Raw genomic sequence first — 17,866 nt, forward strand, 5'->3', positions numbered from 1 at the left:
GAGTGAAATATTTACAATTCCCGACAATTGGGGAATGAGGAAAGTTGAGTGGAAAGGTTTGATGCCATTGTGATCGGCGCCGGTGCGGCGGGAATGTTTTGTGCGGCGCAGGCGGGGCAGTTGGGCTGCCGGGTGCTGCTGCTCGATAATGGCAAAAAGCCGGGGCGCAAAATCCTGATGTCCGGCGGCGGCCGCTGCAACTTTACTAACATGTATGTCGAACCCGCGGCATATCTCAGCCAAAACCCGCATTTTTGCAAATCTGCGCTGGCGCGCTATACCCAGTGGGACTTTATCGAGCTGGTTGGCAAATATGGTATTGCCTGGCATGAGAAGACCTTAGGTCAGCTGTTTTGCGATGATTCCGCGGAGCAAATCGTCAATCTGCTGCTGTCGGAATGTGAAAAAGGCGGCGTACAGATCCGTCTGCGCAGCGAAATTCTCATCGTCGAACGCGATGAACAAGGCTACCGGCTACAGGTGAACGGCGAAATGCTGACGGCGAAGAAGCTGGTGATCGCTTCCGGCGGCCTGTCGATGCCGGGGCTGGGAGCATCGCCGTTTGGTTACAAGGTGGCCGAACAGTTTGGTCTGAAGGTGCTGCCGACCCGCGCGGGTCTGGTGCCGTTTACCCTGCATAAACCGCTGCTTGAGCAGCTGCAGGTGCTTTCCGGCGTTTCGGTGCCCTCTACGATTACCGCCGAGAACGGTACGCTGTTTCGCGAAAACCTGCTATTTACCCATCGTGGCCTTTCCGGCCCGGCGGTGCTGCAGATTTCCAGCTACTGGCAGCCCGGCGAGTTTGTCACCGTCAACCTGCTGCCGGACTGTGATCTTGAGGCGTTCTTCAACGAGCAGCGGGGCGATCATCCCAACCAAAGCCTGAAAAACACCCTCGCGATGCAGCTGCCGAAGCGGCTGGTCGAATGTTTACAGCAGCTTGGGCAGATACCTGATGTGACACTGAAGCAACTGAACGTTCGCGATCAGCAGGCGCTGGTGGAGACGCTAACCGCGTGGCGCGTGCAGCCGAACGGAACTGAAGGTTATCGTACCGCGGAAGTGACCCTCGGCGGCGTGGATACCAATGAGCTTTCGTCACGCACCATGGAGGCGCGCAAAGCGCCGGGGCTTTACTTTATCGGTGAAGTGATGGACGTCACCGGCTGGCTTGGCGGCTATAACTTCCAGTGGGCGTGGTCAAGCGCCTGGGCCTGCGCGCAGGCGCTGGCGGAAGCTTAATCAGAGAGCCCGGGGCACCCTGGCGCCCGGGCTGTTTCGATCAGTTCAACCCAAGAAAATACTGGGCGATTTTGAAATAGATAATCAGCCCGGTGCCATCTATCAGCGTGGCGATAAACGGCGCGGAAACCACCGCCGGGTCGATACCGATCCGCTTAAGCAGCATCGGAATAACCGAAGACACCACCGCGCTCCACAAAGTAATGCAGACCAGAGTCAGGCTGACGATCAGCGTGATTTCCATGCCAATCCCCATCATCCAGGCGCGCAGGCAGCCCGCCAGACCCAGGGTCAGGGCAATCAGAAACGAGGTCGACACCTCTTTGCGGATAACCCGTCCCATGTCACGTAAACGGACTTCACCCAGCGCCATCGAACGCACCAGCGTTGAGGTGATCTGAGTTCCGCTGTTGCCGCCGGTGCCGATCAGTAACGGGATGAAGAAGGCCAGTGCGATGGCCGATTCCAGCGCCTCTTCAAAATGCTGCAGCACGCTGCTGGTGTAGGCTTCGGCAACAAATAACAGTAGCAGCCAGACCGAGCGTTTCTTCCACAGCGTCCACGGACTGATTTCCAGATACGGTTTTTCCAGCGGTAGCGTCGCCCCCTGCAGCTGGGCGTCTTCGGTGACGTCATCCTCCAGCAGATGGGCAATTTCTTTTTCCATCAGGCAGCCGACCAGCTCGCCTTTATCGACAACCGGCACCAGATCGAGGCCGCGCTCGGTGAGTTCGGCAATCACCTGAGGGCGCTCATCGTCGGGTTTGACGCGAAACAGACAGCTGTCCATCAGGTAGCGAATAGACTGGCCTACCTCTGCCTCCTGCAAAAGTTTTTTGACTGATAAGCTGCCGCGCAGCTTGTTACCGGCGACGACAAATACCTGGCCGGGAATATCGTCGCTGGCGAGCTGCGAGATAAAGTGTTCACGCGCCTCATGGACGCTGAAATGTTCCTGCAGCGTAATAAAGTCGGTACGCATGTACTGGGCGATCGCATCGCCGTCGAAGCCAGAGGTCGCCTGATGCGCGGCGCAGAGTTGAATGGAAGACATGATTAAAATCCCTATAAAAAATCACTCATAGGGGCGAACAAGACAGGGTTAGCGCAGGCAGATCCCTACGTCCTGGTTTTAGCACTGCATAACGTATCTGAACGGTTAATACCGCCAGAAGTTACCTTGGCAACACCTTGATTCGATGGAAGCCTGTATTTCCCTGAGTGGTCTCTCTCGATACCAACAGGGCGGTAACTTGTATTTATGCAGGAGCCTCGCCATAACGAGATCGTTAAATGAGGCGCCATTATTGGCGAACAGGGATAATTAACAAAGCGTATAGTTTATGTGGTTTATCAACTGTTGATAAACCACATAAATCATTCTCAATTTTTTATGGATTTAGCAGCTTAATTTTCAAGGTTTTTATCATCCCCTAAACACCGCAAATGCCCATGCCGCACGCCGCGCTGGGCAATCACCTCGTCGGCAAAATGCTGTACTTCGTCCATGTTGCCTTTCAGCACCGCGATCTCCAGACAGTCATCATGATTGATGTGGACATGTAACGTGGCGACCGAGAGATCGTGATGCTGATGCGAAGAGGCGACCAGCCGGCTCGCCAGTTCGCGTTTTTCATGCTCATACACGTACGACAGGACCGCATAGCCGTGCTGCGCCGGCTGCTGTAGCGGATTATGGTGGAGCGCGTCACGCAGAATATCGCGCACCGCTTCCGAGCGGTTGTGGTACCCGCGGTGGGCGCTGTGCGCGTCGAGCGCGGCCAGCAGATCATCATCCAGAGTCAGGGTTACGCGCTGCATAGCATGGCCTCGTTAAGCAGAGTGCGGGGAAAGGGCGGGAGTACCGCGCGCTGTAGCGCCTGTCCGGCAGCGGATGTAAGGCGCAGCGGCAAACTCACTGCGGCCGTTTCGACGATGCGTCCGCTATCCATCACCAGTACCCGTTGGCAAAAACGCTCCACCAGCCGCAGGTCGTGGGTAATAAACAGGCAGGCGGTGGCGAACTGCGCCTGCAGGCGTTTGAGCAGGGCGATAATATCCGCCTGAAGCATCAGATCGAGATTCGATACCGCTTCGTCGAGAATTAATAGCTGCGGCCCGACCACCAGCGCCCGCGCCAGGCACACGCGCTGCAGCTGTCCGCCGCTGAGCTGCGCCGGACGCTTGTCGAGCAGTGCCGGGGCGAGGTCAACCGCCAGCAGCATCTCCTCCACCCGCTGCATACGCTCTTCCCGCGATAAACTAAACAGGTGCCGCAGCGGTTCGCTGATAATCTCGCGCACCGTTTTGCGCGGATTCACTGCGCTAATGGCATCCTGAAACACCAGCTGAATATCGCGGCGAAAGGCGCCGATCGCCTCCCCCTTCAGGGAGGTCAGCGATGCGCCGCGCCAGGCGACCTCGCCATACCGCGGCGTTTCGAGACCGACCAGCATCCGCGCCAGGGTACTTTTGCCGCAGCCGCTGCGCCCGAGCAGCGCCACAGTTTCACCGAGGGCGATGTCGAACTGGATATCGCGCAATACCGCACCGTGGTGGGGATAATCGTGGCTCACTGCGTTCACGCTGAGTAAATTCATGGTGTTTTCTCCAGGCCATATAGCGCCAGATGGGCGGCCAGCAGGCGCTGGCTGAGCGGGTGCTGTGGGGCGCTAAATAGCGTGTTAACGTCGCAGCGTTCAACAAGACGGCCGTTTTCCATCACCGCCACGTCATGCGCCAGCCGGGCGACAACGCTCATATCATGGGTCACCAGCAGCAGCCCCTGCCCGCGGTTGGCGACGATATCCGCCAGCAGGTCGAGAATGCGCGCCTGGGCGACGGCATCAAGGTCGGTGGTCGGTTCGTCGGCGATGATAAACGGCGCGCGGCTGAGCAGGGCCAGGGCCACCATCATCCTTTGCAGCATGCCCCCGCTCATCTCGAAGGGATAGCGCTTGAGTAGCGAGAGCGGATTTTCCAGCCCCACCTCTTCCATCGCCGCCAGCAGCGCGACGTTATTGGCCTCGTGGCCCGCTGCCCGGCAGGTTTCCCGCGCGTGCGCCGCCATGGTGTGCAGCGGATTAAAGGCGCTGCGCGGGTTTTGCATAATGGTGGCGATGGTCGCGCCGCGCAGCTGTTCACCGTATACCGGGATACCGTCGAGCAGCACCCTGCCCGCGGTTTGTCTGACGCCGGGCGGTAAAATGCCGAGCGTGGCGGCGCAGGTCAGCGATTTACCGCTGCCGCTACTGCCGAGCAGCGCCAGTACCTGACCGCGACGCAGGGTTAGGGAAACGTCGCTGACCAGCGGACGGTCGGCGACGAGCGAAAGTTGTTCCAGTTGGATCTTTTGCGGCATCAGTGGTTATGCTCCGCGATCAGCTGAGGATCGAGACGATCGCGCAGCGCGTCGCCCACCAGATTAAAAGCCATCACGCTGATAAACAGCGCCAGTCCGGGCCAGACCATTTGCAGCGGCTGCGTCCAGATGTACTGGCGGGCGTCGTTGATCATCACCCCCCATTCCGCCGTCGGCGCGCTGACGCCGAGGCCGAGGAATGACATCCCGGCTACGTGGAGCATCATATGACCTATATCCAGCGAGGCGAGCACCAGCAGCGAAGGGATCACCGCGCCGGCCAGATGGTCACGAAACAATGGCCAATGTCCCGCGCCGCTCAGGCGCGCGGCGAGAATAAACTCGCGCTGGCGCAGAGAGACCACCAGATTGCGTACCATCCTTGCGTACCAGGCCCAGTGCGACAGCGCAATGGCGATAATCACGTTGCTAAGACCGGTACCGAGTACACCGACCATAAAGAATGACAGTATTGAAGTCGGGAAGGTCATAAACAGCTCGGCCAGGCGCATCAGGCCGCGATCGACACGTCCGCCCACCATCCCGGCGGCGCCGCCCACCGTAAGGCCGATCAGCAGCACCAGCAGCAGGCAGGCCATCACCGCACCCAGCGAGACGCGGGTGGCGGCGAGAAGGCGCGAGAAAATATCCCGCCCGAGATGATCGGTGCCGAGCCAGTGGGCGTCGCCCGGAGAGAGCAGACGTTGATGGAGATCGATGGCCGCCGGGTCATAGGGCAGCCACCAGCCGCTGCTCATGGCGATTGCCGCCAGCAGCGCAATAGTGAGTAGCGCCAGTTTTACCGGCCAGCGGAAGGTCGCGAACAGCGTCATACGGCGGCCTCCTCATGGCGGCGCAGGCGCGGATCGAGCGCGGCGTTAAGCAGGTCGACCGCCAGATTGGCCAGCACGAACACCGCCACCATCATCAGGGTAAAGCACTGGATCACTGGGTAGTCGCGATTGAATATCGCGGAAACCGCATAGCGACCGACGCCGGGCCAGGCGAAGATATTTTCGATGATCATCGTCCCGCCGATCAGCTCGCCGATGTGCATACCCAGCGCCGTCACTACCGGCAACGTCGCGTTACGCAGCACGTGTCGCCGCTCCACCTGACCCTCGCTCAGCCCGCGCAGACGCGCCCAGACCACGTGGCGCTGGCTGGACACTTCCAGCATGCTGGCGCGCAGCAGACGGGCATTGATCGCCAGCGACATCAGGGCGATGGAAAACGCCGGTAGTAGCAGATGTCGCCAGCCGCCGTAGCCCATCGCCGGTAGCCAGCGCAGATGGACGGAAAAGAGCATTACCAGCAAAAATGCCAGCCAGAAGTTGGGCATTGAGACGCCGAGGAAGGCAATCAATCGTACGGCGAAATCAGGTAAGCGGTCGCGATGCCGCGCCGCCCAGATCCCCAGCGGTAGCGAGGTCAGCAGAATAATCACCAGCGCCGCGCCGGTGAGCTGCAGCGTCGCGGGCAGAAAATGCAGCAGGTCGTCCAGCACCGGGCGCTGGCTGGCGTAGGAGACGCCAAAATCGAGATGCAGCGCGCGCCACAGCCAGTGTAGATACTGCAGCGCCAGCGGCTGATTGAGCCCGAGCTGCTCGCGGGTAGCGGCAATCATTTCGCTGGTGGGCGGCACGTTGGAGAGACGCAGATAGTCCAGCGCCGGGTCGCCGGCGCCAAGACGTAATAACAGGAAGATGATCGCCGAGGCGGCAAGCAGCATCAACGGCAGCGGGAGCAGGCGGCGAAGAAGATATTTCAACATCATGGTGTCACCGGCGTAATGAGTTCTAACGGCAGATCGGTGGTCACCGGCGCGAAGGGCACTTCGCCCAGCGTTTTGCGGGCGACGGACATCAGCGAGACGTAGCTTATCGGCAGATAGACCGCTTCGTTGTGCAGGCGGGTGAGGATATCGCGATACAGTTCGCGACGGCGGCCCTCGTCGGTGGTAGTCAGGACCTCGCCGATCTCTTTATCAATCTCTGCTTTATCCGGCAGTCCGCGCTGCGCCTGATAGTCGGCGTGCGAAGCGACGCGCATTGAGCTCATAAACGCGTGCGGGTCGAACGGCGCGCCCCAGGTATGGTTGAAGATCATCGTGAAGCGGCCATCGTGCTGGCGGGCATAGATACTGCTCTCCTCTTCGCCGACCAGCCCGACATCGATACCTACCTGGCGCAGATCGGCCTGGATGATTTCCGCCATCGATTTGGCCAGCGCATCGGTGCCGATAAACGCCAGTTCAAGATGCAACGGGTGCCCGTCTTTTTCACGAATATCCTTGCCGGGCGTTAGCGTCCAGCCGGCGTTTTCCAGCAGCGTACGGGCCTTATCCGGATTGAAGCGGCGCGGCGGCAGGTCATCCAGCGCGTAAGGTACCGAGGGCGCGAAAAGCGTGTCGGCAACCTGTTGGGTGCCGTACAGCACGCCGTCAATGAGCGCCTGTTTATTGACGGCATAGTTAAGCGCCTCGCGTACCGCCAGTTCATTCGTGGGCGCTTGCAGCGTATTGAGCGCCAGCATTACGGTTTGCGTCGGGGCGGAAAGACGCGTGCGATACTCGTCCTGCTGGCGAAAACGGGCGAACGTATCCAGCGGCAGTAGCCCTTCATCACCGTACAGCAGATCAACTTCACCGGTTTCAAAGGCGACCGCCCGGCTGGTGGCGTCGGGGATCACTTTCACGGTGACTTTCTCAAGCGCCGGTTTTTTGCCCCAGTAGCGCGGGTTGCGTACCAGCACATCCTGCTGATTCAGCTGCGAACTGGACAGCATCCACGGACCGGTGCCGATGGGCGCCTTGATGCCTCGCTGCGTACTACCGTCAACAAACTGCGAGGGGGCGATAAAACGAAACGGGCGGGGAAGGGCGAGTTCCTGCAGGAACGGGTAGTAGGCGCTTTTCAGGGTGATTTGTAGTTCGTTATCGCTGAGCGCTTGAACGTCGGTTATCTGATTGGTCAACTCCAGCCAGGCGTGCCGCTGGCGGTTGGCCAGCACCGCCTGGAAATTGGCCACTGCGGCCTGGGCGTTAAACGGTTCGCCGTTGGAGAAGTAGACATCATCGCGCAGGGTGAAACGCCAGATTTTACCATCGGCTGAGTGGATCCAGCGGGTAGCCAGCCAGGGTGTAACCCGGCCATCGGCCTGATATTTGACTAACGGCTCATACACCATACTTTGGGCGAACATTTGGTTCGGCGTATACAGATGTGGACTGAGAGGACCGACGTTAACCGGCCAGGCGATGGCGATTTCATGCATGGCGGCGGGCGCGAGCAGAGGAATGCAGGCGCAGAGCGCCAGCAAGGTGGTGCGGAAAATAGACAAGGTTTACATCCAGAAGGAACGAAAAGTATGACGATTTTAATAATTTGTCATACTTAAGGAGTAACCTGGATCAATATGATGGGAGAAAACCATAACAAAACCATATGTAGCGTAAGATTACGATTGTCTGAACAAATCCAGCAGGGTGGTGACCTGTTCATCGAGCGGCGCCAGGTCCCGCTTCACTATCAAATGCAGCGGCGTGGCGCGGCGAGCGCCATGGCTCAGCGGCAGCGCTTTCAGCACGCCCTGTTCCAGGTGTGCGCGGATCCGTTCCTCCGGCAGCCAGCCGAATCCCACCTGATACAGCACCGCATCTATAGCGGCATCAATGGTAGAAAAGGTCCAGGCATCGCGGGTGGATGAGGCGTCGCCGCTACGGTCGGCAATGCGGATCAGCGGCCAGGGGGCCAGCGCGTTGTCGTCCAGCGGTTCTTCCAATTGCGACAGCGGATGGTCGCGATGGGCGACCGCAATAAAATCGATATTCATCAGCCATTCGCCGCGTCCGGTAATATCCTGGCGACGGGTTAAGACCATCACATCGGCCTCGCTGCGGGCGGCGCTTGCCTCATCGACGTTTTCCAGCACTTCGGTCAGCCGAACCTGAGTTTGCGGGTAGCGTTGCTGAAACTGACGCAGAATGGCGAAGAGCCGCTGGCGGGGAAAAATGCTGTCGACGACCAGATCCAGGCGGGTGCGCGCGCCGTTGCGCAGCGTCGCGGCGTGGGTCTCAACCCACGAAAAGGCCTTCAGTAGCGGTTTCACCTGATTAAGCAGCAGTTCGCCAGCGGGCGTCAGCACCGCTCGGCGTCCAGACGGCGCCAGCAGCGCCACCCCTAAACGTTCCTGCAGCAGCGCCAGGTTATAGCTCACCGAAGACTGGCTGCGGTTGGTCTCTTCCGCGGCTTTGGCAAAGCTGCCCAGCTCAATCACCTTTTCCAATAGCGCCCATTGTTCCAGCGTGGTCTTGTGCATAATTCATCTAAAAATTAGATTATTTTCATCCAAACATAGCGTTATTCATTCAATTTTTAAAGCCGTATTCTTACCTCAACGAAACAGAGGAGAATAAATAATGAGCACTTTTGACAAACATGACCTCAGCGGCTTTATCGGTAAACATCTGGTTTATACCTACGACAACGGCTGGAACTACGAAATTTACGTTAAAAATGGCACCACTCTGGACTATCGTATTCACAGCGGTATCGTTGCTAATCGTTGGGTGAAAGACCAGCATGCGTACATCGTGCGGGTAGGCGAAAGCATTTATAAAATTTCCTGGACTGAACCAACCGGTACCGACGTCAGCCTGATCGTCAACCTGGGCGACAAACTGTTCCACGGCACCATTTTCTTCCCCCGCTGGATCATGAATAACCCGGAAAAAACCGTCTGCTTCCAGAACGATCATATTCCGTTAATGAACGCCTACCGTGACGCCGGCCCGGCCTACCCGACCGAAGTGATTGATGAATTCGCGACTATCACCTTTGTTCGCGATTGCGGCGCGGATAATAACGATGTAATTAATTGCCCGGCTAATGAATTACCCGCAGATTTTCCTGCAAATTTGTAATACAGCAGAAATAATTCTGTGATCTAACGCTAATTTTTCCGCTAGATTAAAACGTAAATAAATATTTATTGCGGGCTGGTTGACGATTCGTTTACTTTCACCCGTTAAGCCCCAGTTTTCTCTATGAAACTGGGGCTTTTTGCTGCTAATTCCTGCCATAAGAAAATACTATCTATCTGATTATCAATGAGATATTACTATTCTCGCGAAAAATATTAATTTCTTAATATTATCCTAAGCAACAGCGACTAGATTTATAACCGTCGAAATACCCTGGAATGAAATGTGGCGGTGAACCGACTTCATTTTCATTTTGTTTAAGTCCGCTGGCGCAGGATATTTCTTTCTACCGGCCCCCTTTTTTAGTGGGCTATTAATAGAACAGGAAAAAGATGAGCGAATTTCTGCCGTTTTCGCGCCCGTCGATGGGCGACGCAGAGCTGGCTGCGCTGCGTGAAGTTTTGCAATCAGGATGGATCACTACTGGTCCTAAAAACCAGGCGCTGGAAGAGGCGTTTTGCCAACTGACCGGCAACCGCCACGCCATCGCCGTCAGCTCCGCTACCGGCGGTATGCACGTCACGCTAATGGCGATGGGCATTGGCCCTGGCGACGAAGTGATCACCCCTTCGCAAACCTGGGTGTCGACGCTGAATATGATCTGTCTGCTGGGCGCTACGCCGGTGATGATCGATGTCGATCACGATAATCTGATGATTACCCCTGAGGCGGTGGAAGCGGCGATCACCTCGCGGACGAAAGCGATTATTCCCGTCCACTACGCGGGCGCGCCTGCGGATATCGATGCGATCCGCGCCGTTGGCGAGCGCCACGGTATACCGGTAATCGAAGATGCCGCGCATGCCGCGGGAACGCACTATAAAGGCCGCCACGTCGGCTGGCGCGGCACCGCGATTTTCTCGTTCCACGCGATCAAAAATATGACCTGCGCCGAAGGGGGGCTTATCGTCACCGATGATGACGAGCTGGCTTCCCGCATCCGCAGCCTCAAATTCCACGGCCTGGGCGTAGACGCCTACGACCGTCAGACCCACGGCCGCGCGCCGCAGGCGGAAGTGATTACTCCCGGCTTCAAATATAATCTGGCCGATATCAACGCCGCGCTGGCGCTGGTGCAGCTGGATAAGCTGGCGCAGGCGAATCAACGTCGCGCTGAAATCGCCCAACGCTACCTGCGCGAGCTGGCGGATACCCCCTTTAAGCCGCTGACCATTCCGGCATGGGATCATCAGCACGCCTGGCACCTGTTTATTATCCGCGTTGATGAAGTGGCCTGCGGCATCAGCCGCGATGCCCTGATGGAAAAACTCAAAGCCATGGGTATAGGCACCGGTCTGCACTTCCGCGCGGCCCATACGCAAAAGTATTACCGCGAGCGTTTTCCTGAAGTTTCGTTACCGAATACCGAATGGAACAGCGCGCGCATTTGTTCCATCCCGCTGTTCCCGGATATGACCGACGACGATGTCACCCGCGTCATTACCGCGCTGCATCAGTTGTCAGGACGTTGATATGCTTACTTATCCTCCCGTAAAAAAAGTCTCGGTGGTTATCCCGGTTTATAACGAACAGGATAGTCTGCCGGAACTGCTGCGTCGTACCGACGCCGCCTGTGCGACGCTAGGGCGCCAATATGAAATTCTGCTGATCGACGACGGCAGCAGCGACGATTCCGCGCGCATGCTGACCGAGGCCGCCGAAGCCGAAGGCAGCCACGTGGTGGCGGTGCTGTTGAACCGCAACTACGGCCAGCACTCGGCGATTATGGCCGGTTTCAGCCATGTCACCGGCGATCTGATCATCACCCTCGATGCCGACTTGCAAAACCCGCCGGAAGAGATCCCGCGGCTGGTGGCAAAAGCCGATGAAGGCTATGACGTGGTCGGTACCGTGCGCCAGAACCGTCAGGACAGCATCTTCCGTAAATCTGCCTCGAAGATGATTAACCGCCTGATTCAGCGAACCACCGGTAAAGCCATGGGCGATTACGGCTGCATGTTGCGTGCCTATCGCCGCCATATCATCGACGCCATGCTCAACTGCCATGAGCGCAGCACCTTTATCCCGATTCTGGCGAATACCTTCGCCCGCCGGGCGGTCGAGATCCCGGTGATGCACGCCGAGCGCGAATTCGGCGACTCCAAATATAGCTTCATGCGTCTGATTAACCTGATGTATGACCTGGTGACCTGTCTGACCACCACCCCGCTGCGTTTACTGAGTATTTTCGGCAGCGTGATAGCCCTGTTGGGCTTTGCCTTCGGTCTGCTGCTGGTGGTGCTGCGTCTGGCCTTCGGTCCGCAATGGGCGGCGGAAGGGGTGTTCATGCTCTTCGCCGTGCTGTTTATGTTCATCGGCGCCCAGTTTGTCGGTATGGGCCTGCTCGGGGAGTATATCGGCCGCATCTATAACGATGTTCGCGCCCGTCCCCGTTACTTTATTCAACGTGTTGTTCGCCAGCCGGAAACGGCGTCTCAAGAGGAAGATCGTTCATGAAAGCAGTAGTCTTCGCTTATCACGATATGGGTTGCGCAGGTATTCAGTCACTGCTGGATGCCGGGTATGACATCGCCGCTATTTTCACCCATCCGGATAACCCTGGCGAAAACCAATTCTTTGGTTCCGTAGCCCGTATTGCCGCCGAGCAAGGTATCCCGGTATGGGCGCCGGAAGATGTTAACCATCCGCTGTGGATTGAACGTATTCGCGAGATGAAGCCGGATGTGCTGTTCTCGTTCTACTACCGCAACCTGCTGTGCGATGAGATCCTGAATATCGCGCCGAAGGGGGCTTTCAACCTGCATGGTTCTCTGCTGCCGAAATACCGCGGTCGCGCGCCGCTGAATTGGGTACTGGTCAACGGCGAAAGCGAAACCGGCGTGACCCTGCACCGGATGGTTAACCGCGCCGACGCGGGCGATATCGTCGCTCAACAAGCTGTGGCTATCGGCCCGGATGACGCGGCGCTGGCGCTGCACCGTAAGCTGTGCGCCGCCGCCTCCGATCTGCTTGGCCAGGCGCTGCCGGCTATTCGTGAGGGTAAGACTGAGGAGCGGGCGCAGGACCACAGCCAGGCGACCTACGTTGGCCGTCGTACCCCGGAAGACGGGCGTCTCGATTGGGATAAACCGGCGCAGACTCTGCACAACCTGGTGCGCGCGGTATCCGATCCGTGGCCGGGCGCCTTCGCCTATGCCGGCGCGAACAAATTTATCGTCTGGAAATCCCGCGTGCGCGCCGATCTGCCGGCGGCGAAGCCCGGCACCGTTATCTCCGTCGCGCCGCTAGTGGTTGCCTGTCAGCAGGGGGCGCTGGAAATCGTCACCGGCCAGACCGAACGTGGCGTTTACATGCAGGGCGCCCAGCTGGCGCAGGCGCTGGGGCTGGTGACCAGCGCGGTGCTGAGCAGCAAACCGGTGGTGGCGGTGAAGCGCCGTACCCGCGTGCTGATCCTCGGCGTTAACGGCTTTATCGGTAACCACCTGACCGAGCGCCTGTTGCAGGACGACAACTATGAGATTTACGGCCTGGATATCGGCTCCGACGCCATCAGCCGTTTCCTTGACTGCCCGCGTTTCCACTTCGTTGAAGGCGATATCAGCATTCACTCCGAGTGGATCGAATACCACATTAAGAAATGCGATGTGGTACTGCCGCTGGTCGCGATCGCGACGCCTATCGAATACACCCGTAACCCGCTGCGCGTGTTCGAACTGGATTTCGAAGAGAACCTGAAGATCATCCGTGACTGCGTGAAATACAATAAGCGCATTATCTTCCCGTCGACCTCGGAAGTGTACGGCATGTGCACCGACAAAAACTTCGACGAAGATAATTCCAATCTGGTGGTCGGGCCGATCAACAAACAGCGTTGGATCTACTCGGTTTCTAAACAGCTGCTGGACCGCGTGATCTGGGCCTATGGCGATAAGAACGGCCTCAAGTTCACCCTGTTCCGTCCGTTCAACTGGATGGGGCCGCGTCTGGATAACCTTAATGCCGCACGTATCGGTAGCTCCCGCGCCATCACTCAGCTGATCCTCAACCTGGTGGAAGGTTCGCCGATTAAGCTTATCGAAGGCGGCAAACAGAAGCGCTGCTTCACCGATATCAGCGACGGTATCGAAGCGTTGTTCCGCATCATTGAGAACAAAGATGGTCGCTGCGATGGTCAGATCATCAACATCGGTAACCCGGAAAACGAAGCTAGCATCAAAGAGCTGGCGGAAATGCTGCTCGCCTGCTTCGAGCGCCATCCGCTGCGCGATCGCTTCCCGCCGTTCGCCGGCTTCCGCGAAGTGGAAAGCAGCGATTACTACGGTAAAGGCTACCAGGACGTTGAGCATCGTAAACCGAGCATTCGCAACGCGAAACGCTGCCTGAACTGGGAACCGACCGTCGAGATGGAAGAGACCGTTGAACACACTCTGGACTTCTTCCTGCGCACCGTTGAGCTCACGGACGATAAAAACTCATGAAACAAGTCGGCTTACGCATAGATGTCGATACCTTTCGCGGGACGCGTGATGGCGTACCGCGGCTGCTGGCCCTGCTGGGCAAGCACGGGATTCAGGCAAGCTTCTTTTTCAGCGTCGGGCCGGACAATATGGGGCGCCATTTATGGCGCCTGGTAAAACCGAAGTTTCTGTGGAAAATGCTGCGCTCCAACGCGGCCTCGCTGTATGGCTGGGATATTCTGCTGGCCGGCACCGCGTGGCCGGGGCGCAGGATTGGCGCGGGTAACGAAGAGGTTATTCGCGCCGCCGCGCACATCCATGAAGTGGGCCTGCACGCCTGGGACCACTACAGCTGGCAAGCGTGGAGCGGCGTCTGGCCGCAGGAACGTCTGACGCTGGAAATTGAACGCGGTCTGCTCGAACTGGAACGCATTATCGGCCGCCCGGTGACCTGCTCCGCCGTCGCCGGCTGGCGTGCCGACCAGCGGGTGGTAAAAGCGAAAGAATCCTTCGATTTCCTCTACAACAGCGATTGTCGCGGCACGCGGCCATTCCTGCCGCAGATTGGCGGCGGGGCCTCCGGCACCGTACAAATTCCGGTGACGCTTCCCACCTGGGATGAAGTGGTCGGTAGCGCCGTCGATACCGCTGGCTTCAACCGCTATCTGCTGGACTGCATTCATCGTGACAAGGGAACGCCGGTCTATACCATCCACGCCGAAGTGGAAGGCATTGCCTACGCCGATCAGTTCGATGCGCTGCTGACCATGGCGGAGGAAGAAGAAATACAATTTTGCCCACTGAGCCAGCTGCTGCCCGCTGACTTTAGCGAGCTGCCGTCAGGCAAAGTGGTCCGTGGTGAGCTGGCTGGCCGGGAAGGTTGGCTTGGACGTGAACAATTACTGGGCTCGGGTGTATGAAAAGCATTCGTTATGGCATCTCTCTGGTTGTACTCTTTGCGCTGTATTACTTATTGCCGTTAAATTTCCGTTTGCTGTGGCAGCCTGATGAAACCCGCTATGCCGAGATCAGTCGTGAAATGCTGGCCTCCGGCGACTGGGTGGTGCCGCATCTGCTGGGCCTGCGTTACTTTGAAAAGCCGATTGCCGGTTACTGGATTAACAGTATTGGTCAGTGGCTATTTGGTCATAATAACTTTGGCGTGCGTTTCGGTTCGGTCTTCGCCATTACCGTCAGCGCGTTGCTGGTGGCGTGGCTGGCGTGGCGTATTTTCCGCGATAAACGCGTGGCGATCCTGTCGCCGGTTATCTTCCTGACCGCGATGCTGGTATACGGTATCGGAACCTATGCGGTGCTGGATCCGATGATCACCATGTGGCTGGCGCTGGCGATGTGCAGCTTCTGGGGAGCCTCCCAGGCGCAGAGCCGCAGCGGGAAGATGTTGGGTTATGTCCTGCTGGGAGTCGCCTGCGGTATGGGGGTGATGACCAAGGGCTTCCTGGCGCTGGCGGTACCGGTGGTTGGCGTGCTGCCGTGGGTGATGGCGCGTAAACGCTGGCGCGAAGTGCTGACCTACGGCTGGCTGGCGGTGGCGGTCTGTACGTTGGTGGTGCTGCCGTGGGGATTGGCTATTGCCAATCGCGAACCCGATTTCTGGCGCTATTTCTTCTGGGTCGAGCATATTCAGCGTTTCGCTGAGAAAGACGCGCAGCATAAAGCGCCGTTCTGGTACTACATTCCGTTCCTGATTGCCGGCAGCCTGCCGTGGTTGGCGCTGTTACCGGGCGCGCTGAAGCGCGGCTGGAGCGAGCGCGATGATGCCCGCGGCGCGCTGTATCTGCTAGGCTGGATAGCGATGCCGTTCCTGTTCTTCAGCATCGCCAAGGGAAAACTGCCGACCTACATTCTGCCGTGCTTTATGCCGCTGTCGATTTTGATGGCCCGCTACGCGCTGGATGCCGCGAAGGCGGGGGCGAAAGCGCTGCGCATCAACGGCATGATCAACCTCGGTTTTGGTCTGATCGGCCTGGTCGCCGTGCTGGTGGTCTCGCCGTGGGGCGTCATGCATAAGCCGGTGTGGACGAAGATCGAGCTGTATAAATGTCTGCTGGCGGCGATTGCCTTTGCCGTATGGGCGCTGATGGGCTGGCTGGCGATAAAAGACAACGGTCGTCGCTGGACGCTGGCCGCCATCTGTCCGCTGGGAGTGGCGCTGCTGGTGGGCTTCGCTATCCCGGATCGGGTTATCGACAGCAAACAGCCGCAGTTTCTGGTGGATATTGTTAGCGAATCGCTGGCGCCAAGCCGCTATGTACTGACCAACAGCGTCGGTATCGGAGCGGGGCTGGCGTGGGAGCTCAAGCGTGACGACATCATCCTGTATGAAAGGCAGGGGGAGCTAAAATATGGCCTCGGCTGGCCGGATGCGCAGAGCAAATTCGTGTCGACTCAAGCTTTTGCTGATTGGCTGGCGGCGCACCGCCAGCAGGGACCGATCTCACTGGTGCTGCTGATGGATAAAGGTGAAACGATGAACGAACTGGCGTTACCGAAACCTGATAACTCCTACGAGCTGGGGCGCGTGGTGTTTATTCAGTATCTGCCGCAATGAGTGTCTGGTTCTGTCTGATACTCGCCAGTCTGCTTAGCTGCGCCGGTCAGCTGTGCCAGAAGCAGGCGACCCGGCCGTCCCGTAGCGGGCGGCGCGGGCGGCATATTTTGCTGTGGCTGGGCTTAGCCCTGTTGGCGCTCGGCGGCGGTATGCTGCTGTGGCTGGGGGTGCTGCAGGCGATCCCGGTCGGTATCGCTTATCCGATGCTGAGCCTCAACTTTGTCTGGGTAACGCTGGCGGCATGGGGTATCTGGCGCGAGCCGGTGGCGCGCCGCCACTGGCTTGGCGTCGGGCTGATCGTCGTCGGCATCGCCGTTCTGGGGAGTAGCGTCTGATGGGGTTAATCTGGGCGTTATTGAGCGTCGGGCTGGTCAGCGGCGCGCAGCTGTTACTGCGCAGCGCGATGGTTGAGCTGCCGCCATTGACCGATATCCTGGCTTTCCTCAATCATCTACTGCATATGCGCACCGGTACCTTCAGCCTGGGTTTTGGCCTGGTTGGCTATCTGCTGTCGATGGTCTGCTGGTATTTCGCGCTACACCGCTTGCCGTTGGCCAAAGCTTACGCGCTGCTCAGCCTGAGCTACATTCTGGTGTGGGCCGCCGCCATCTGGCTGCCCGGCTGGCACGAGCCGTTTTACTGGCAATCGCTGCTGGGCGTGCTGATTATTATCGCCGGCGTGCTGACTATCTTCTGGCCGGTCAAGCCGCGCCGTTGAAACATTGAATGTGCGCCGCCGTCAGCGAGAACGGTGTTGGCGTACAGACCGCAATACTTAACCCTTGATACTGAATCTGGCTTAATGACAGCGCGCCGCGAAAGGCGCTGTCAACAGAGGCCATCTGCCAGGCGCTGCCGCCGCGTTGCTTTACCAGCGCTTCTTTGCGCGTCCAGATTCGCCAAAAGGCGGCTAGCTGCCCCTCCGGCGGTTCGCGCTCCAGTTCCTGATGCTCGCCCTCGCTAAACAGGGCGTTGGCCAACCGCTGCCAGCCGTTGCGCGGGCGAATGACTTCGATATCGCAGCCAACCTCGCCTTCATCGCTCAGCAGCAGGGCAATTTGGTCGCCGCTGTGGCTAAGGTTAAACCACAGCCCGCAGCCGGGCGGGAAGGCCGGTTTGCCCTGCTCGCCATACGCAATATCCACCAGCGGGGCCACCGCATGCGCCAGCAGCGCGCGCCCGGCAAGCCAGCTTGCCCGCCGCGGGCCATCAGGGGCCTGGGCCGCTAACCCAGTCGGTAACGGCAGGGCGCTAAGCGTTGAGATTTGGCCAAGGATAAGCTGATACAT

18 protein-coding genes and 1 riboswitch are annotated in these 17,866 nt (G+C 58.4%); of the genes, 9 read left to right on the plus strand and 9 right to left on the minus strand.

From position 1 onward, the window contains the following. Positions 1–48 precede the first annotated feature (48 nt). Entirely contained in the window at positions 49–1,242 is a 1,194-nt protein-coding gene (locus ABLV07_RS09440; protein ID WP_063421607.1) for an NAD(P)/FAD-dependent oxidoreductase, read from the plus strand. 40 nt (positions 1,243–1,282) lie between these two features. Here ABLV07_RS09440 and ABLV07_RS09445 read toward each other — a convergent pair whose 3' ends face one another. The 8 genes from ABLV07_RS09445 to ABLV07_RS09480 all read right to left on the minus strand — a co-directional run bounded on the left by ABLV07_RS09445 (position 1,283) and on the right by ABLV07_RS09480 (position 8,923). Further along, positions 1,283–2,296 carry a magnesium transporter gene (locus tag ABLV07_RS09445; protein WP_015369274.1) on the minus strand — a complete coding sequence of 338 codons (1,014 nt, stop codon included), beginning with the start codon at positions 2,294–2,296 and terminating at the stop codon, positions 1,283–1,285. Positions 2,297–2,352: 56 nt separating this feature from the next. Further along, positions 2,353–2,534, minus strand: a riboswitch (M-box (ykoK) riboswitch). 115 nt (positions 2,535–2,649) lie between these two features. After that, complete coding sequence (gene nikR / locus ABLV07_RS09450) at positions 2,650–3,063, minus strand: nickel-responsive transcriptional regulator NikR (RefSeq protein ID WP_049052011.1); 414 nt, start codon at positions 3,061–3,063, stop codon at positions 2,650–2,652. Continuing rightward, on the minus strand, positions 3,051–3,842 hold the full coding sequence (nikE, locus tag ABLV07_RS09455; RefSeq protein ID WP_049052012.1) for a nickel import ATP-binding protein NikE: 792 nt from the start codon (positions 3,840–3,842) through the stop codon (positions 3,051–3,053). Before nikE ends, nikR begins: the two co-directional genes overlap by 13 nt. Then, positions 3,839–4,603 (minus strand): nickel import ATP-binding protein NikD, encoded by a 765-nt coding sequence (locus ABLV07_RS09460; protein ID WP_045365077.1) that lies wholly within the window; start codon positions 4,601–4,603, stop codon positions 3,839–3,841. The genes nikE and ABLV07_RS09460 overlap by 4 nt, the downstream gene beginning before the upstream one ends. Next, positions 4,603–5,436: a nickel ABC transporter permease subunit NikC gene (gene nikC, locus ABLV07_RS09465; protein ID WP_015369278.1), complete on the minus strand. Its 834-nt coding sequence runs from the start codon at positions 5,434–5,436 to the stop codon at positions 4,603–4,605. The genes ABLV07_RS09460 and nikC overlap by 1 nt, the downstream gene beginning before the upstream one ends. Further along, the gene (nikB, locus tag ABLV07_RS09470; RefSeq protein ID WP_015703735.1) at positions 5,433–6,377 is read right to left on the minus strand and encodes a nickel ABC transporter permease subunit NikB; all 945 of its coding nucleotides are present in this window, start codon (positions 6,375–6,377) and stop codon (positions 5,433–5,435) included. Before nikB ends, nikC begins: the two co-directional genes overlap by 4 nt. Continuing rightward, positions 6,377–7,945 (minus strand): nickel ABC transporter substrate-binding protein, encoded by a 1,569-nt coding sequence (gene nikA, locus ABLV07_RS09475; RefSeq protein WP_046883642.1) that lies wholly within the window; start codon positions 7,943–7,945, stop codon positions 6,377–6,379. The genes nikB and nikA overlap by 1 nt, the downstream gene beginning before the upstream one ends. A gap of 117 nt (positions 7,946–8,062) precedes the next feature. Next, a complete protein-coding gene (locus ABLV07_RS09480) occupies positions 8,063–8,923 on the minus strand; it encodes a LysR family transcriptional regulator (protein ID WP_046883643.1) in 861 nt (286 codons plus the stop codon). A gap of 97 nt (positions 8,924–9,020) precedes the next feature. Here ABLV07_RS09480 and ABLV07_RS09485 point away from each other — a divergent pair, with 97 nt between their 5' ends. From ABLV07_RS09485 to arnF, 8 genes are all read left to right on the plus strand, one after another. Further along, positions 9,021–9,527, plus strand: a complete 507-nt coding sequence (locus ABLV07_RS09485) for a phenolic acid decarboxylase (RefSeq protein ID WP_026612202.1) — start codon at positions 9,021–9,023, stop codon at positions 9,525–9,527. A 392-nt stretch (positions 9,528–9,919) separates the two neighbouring features. Continuing rightward, complete coding sequence (gene arnB / locus ABLV07_RS09490) at positions 9,920–11,059, plus strand: UDP-4-amino-4-deoxy-L-arabinose aminotransferase (protein WP_020077748.1); 1,140 nt, start codon at positions 9,920–9,922, stop codon at positions 11,057–11,059. Position 11,060: 1 nt separating this feature from the next. After that, complete coding sequence (arnC, locus tag ABLV07_RS09495) at positions 11,061–12,044, plus strand: undecaprenyl-phosphate 4-deoxy-4-formamido-L-arabinose transferase (RefSeq protein ID WP_015369284.1); 984 nt, start codon at positions 11,061–11,063, stop codon at positions 12,042–12,044. Beyond that, complete coding sequence (arnA, locus tag ABLV07_RS09500) at positions 12,041–14,026, plus strand: bifunctional UDP-4-amino-4-deoxy-L-arabinose formyltransferase/UDP-glucuronic acid oxidase ArnA (RefSeq protein WP_015369285.1); 1,986 nt, start codon at positions 12,041–12,043, stop codon at positions 14,024–14,026. Before arnC ends, arnA begins: the two co-directional genes overlap by 4 nt. Further along, positions 14,023–14,925 carry a 4-deoxy-4-formamido-L-arabinose-phosphoundecaprenol deformylase gene (gene arnD, locus ABLV07_RS09505; RefSeq protein WP_042895061.1) on the plus strand — a complete coding sequence of 301 codons (903 nt, stop codon included), beginning with the start codon at positions 14,023–14,025 and terminating at the stop codon, positions 14,923–14,925. The genes arnA and arnD overlap by 4 nt, the downstream gene beginning before the upstream one ends. Continuing rightward, the gene (gene arnT, locus ABLV07_RS09510; protein ID WP_015369287.1) at positions 14,922–16,577 is read left to right on the plus strand and encodes a lipid IV(A) 4-amino-4-deoxy-L-arabinosyltransferase; all 1,656 of its coding nucleotides are present in this window, start codon (positions 14,922–14,924) and stop codon (positions 16,575–16,577) included. Before arnD ends, arnT begins: the two co-directional genes overlap by 4 nt. Continuing rightward, on the plus strand, positions 16,574–16,912 hold the full coding sequence (gene arnE / locus ABLV07_RS09515) for a 4-amino-4-deoxy-L-arabinose-phosphoundecaprenol flippase subunit ArnE (protein ID WP_015369288.1): 339 nt from the start codon (positions 16,574–16,576) through the stop codon (positions 16,910–16,912). The genes arnT and arnE overlap by 4 nt, the downstream gene beginning before the upstream one ends. Continuing rightward, positions 16,912–17,295, plus strand: a complete 384-nt coding sequence (gene arnF, locus ABLV07_RS09520; protein ID WP_015369289.1) for a 4-amino-4-deoxy-L-arabinose-phosphoundecaprenol flippase subunit ArnF — start codon at positions 16,912–16,914, stop codon at positions 17,293–17,295. Before arnE ends, arnF begins: the two co-directional genes overlap by 1 nt. Here arnF and acpT read toward each other — a convergent pair. After that, complete coding sequence (acpT, locus tag ABLV07_RS09525) at positions 17,279–17,866, minus strand: 4'-phosphopantetheinyl transferase AcpT (RefSeq protein ID WP_020077751.1); 588 nt, start codon at positions 17,864–17,866, stop codon at positions 17,279–17,281. The genes arnF and acpT overlap by 17 nt on opposite strands.

Source organism: Klebsiella sp. CN_Kp097 (genome assembly GCF_040064495.1).
GTDB classification, from domain to species: Bacteria; Pseudomonadota; Gammaproteobacteria; order Enterobacterales; family Enterobacteriaceae; genus Klebsiella; species Klebsiella aerogenes.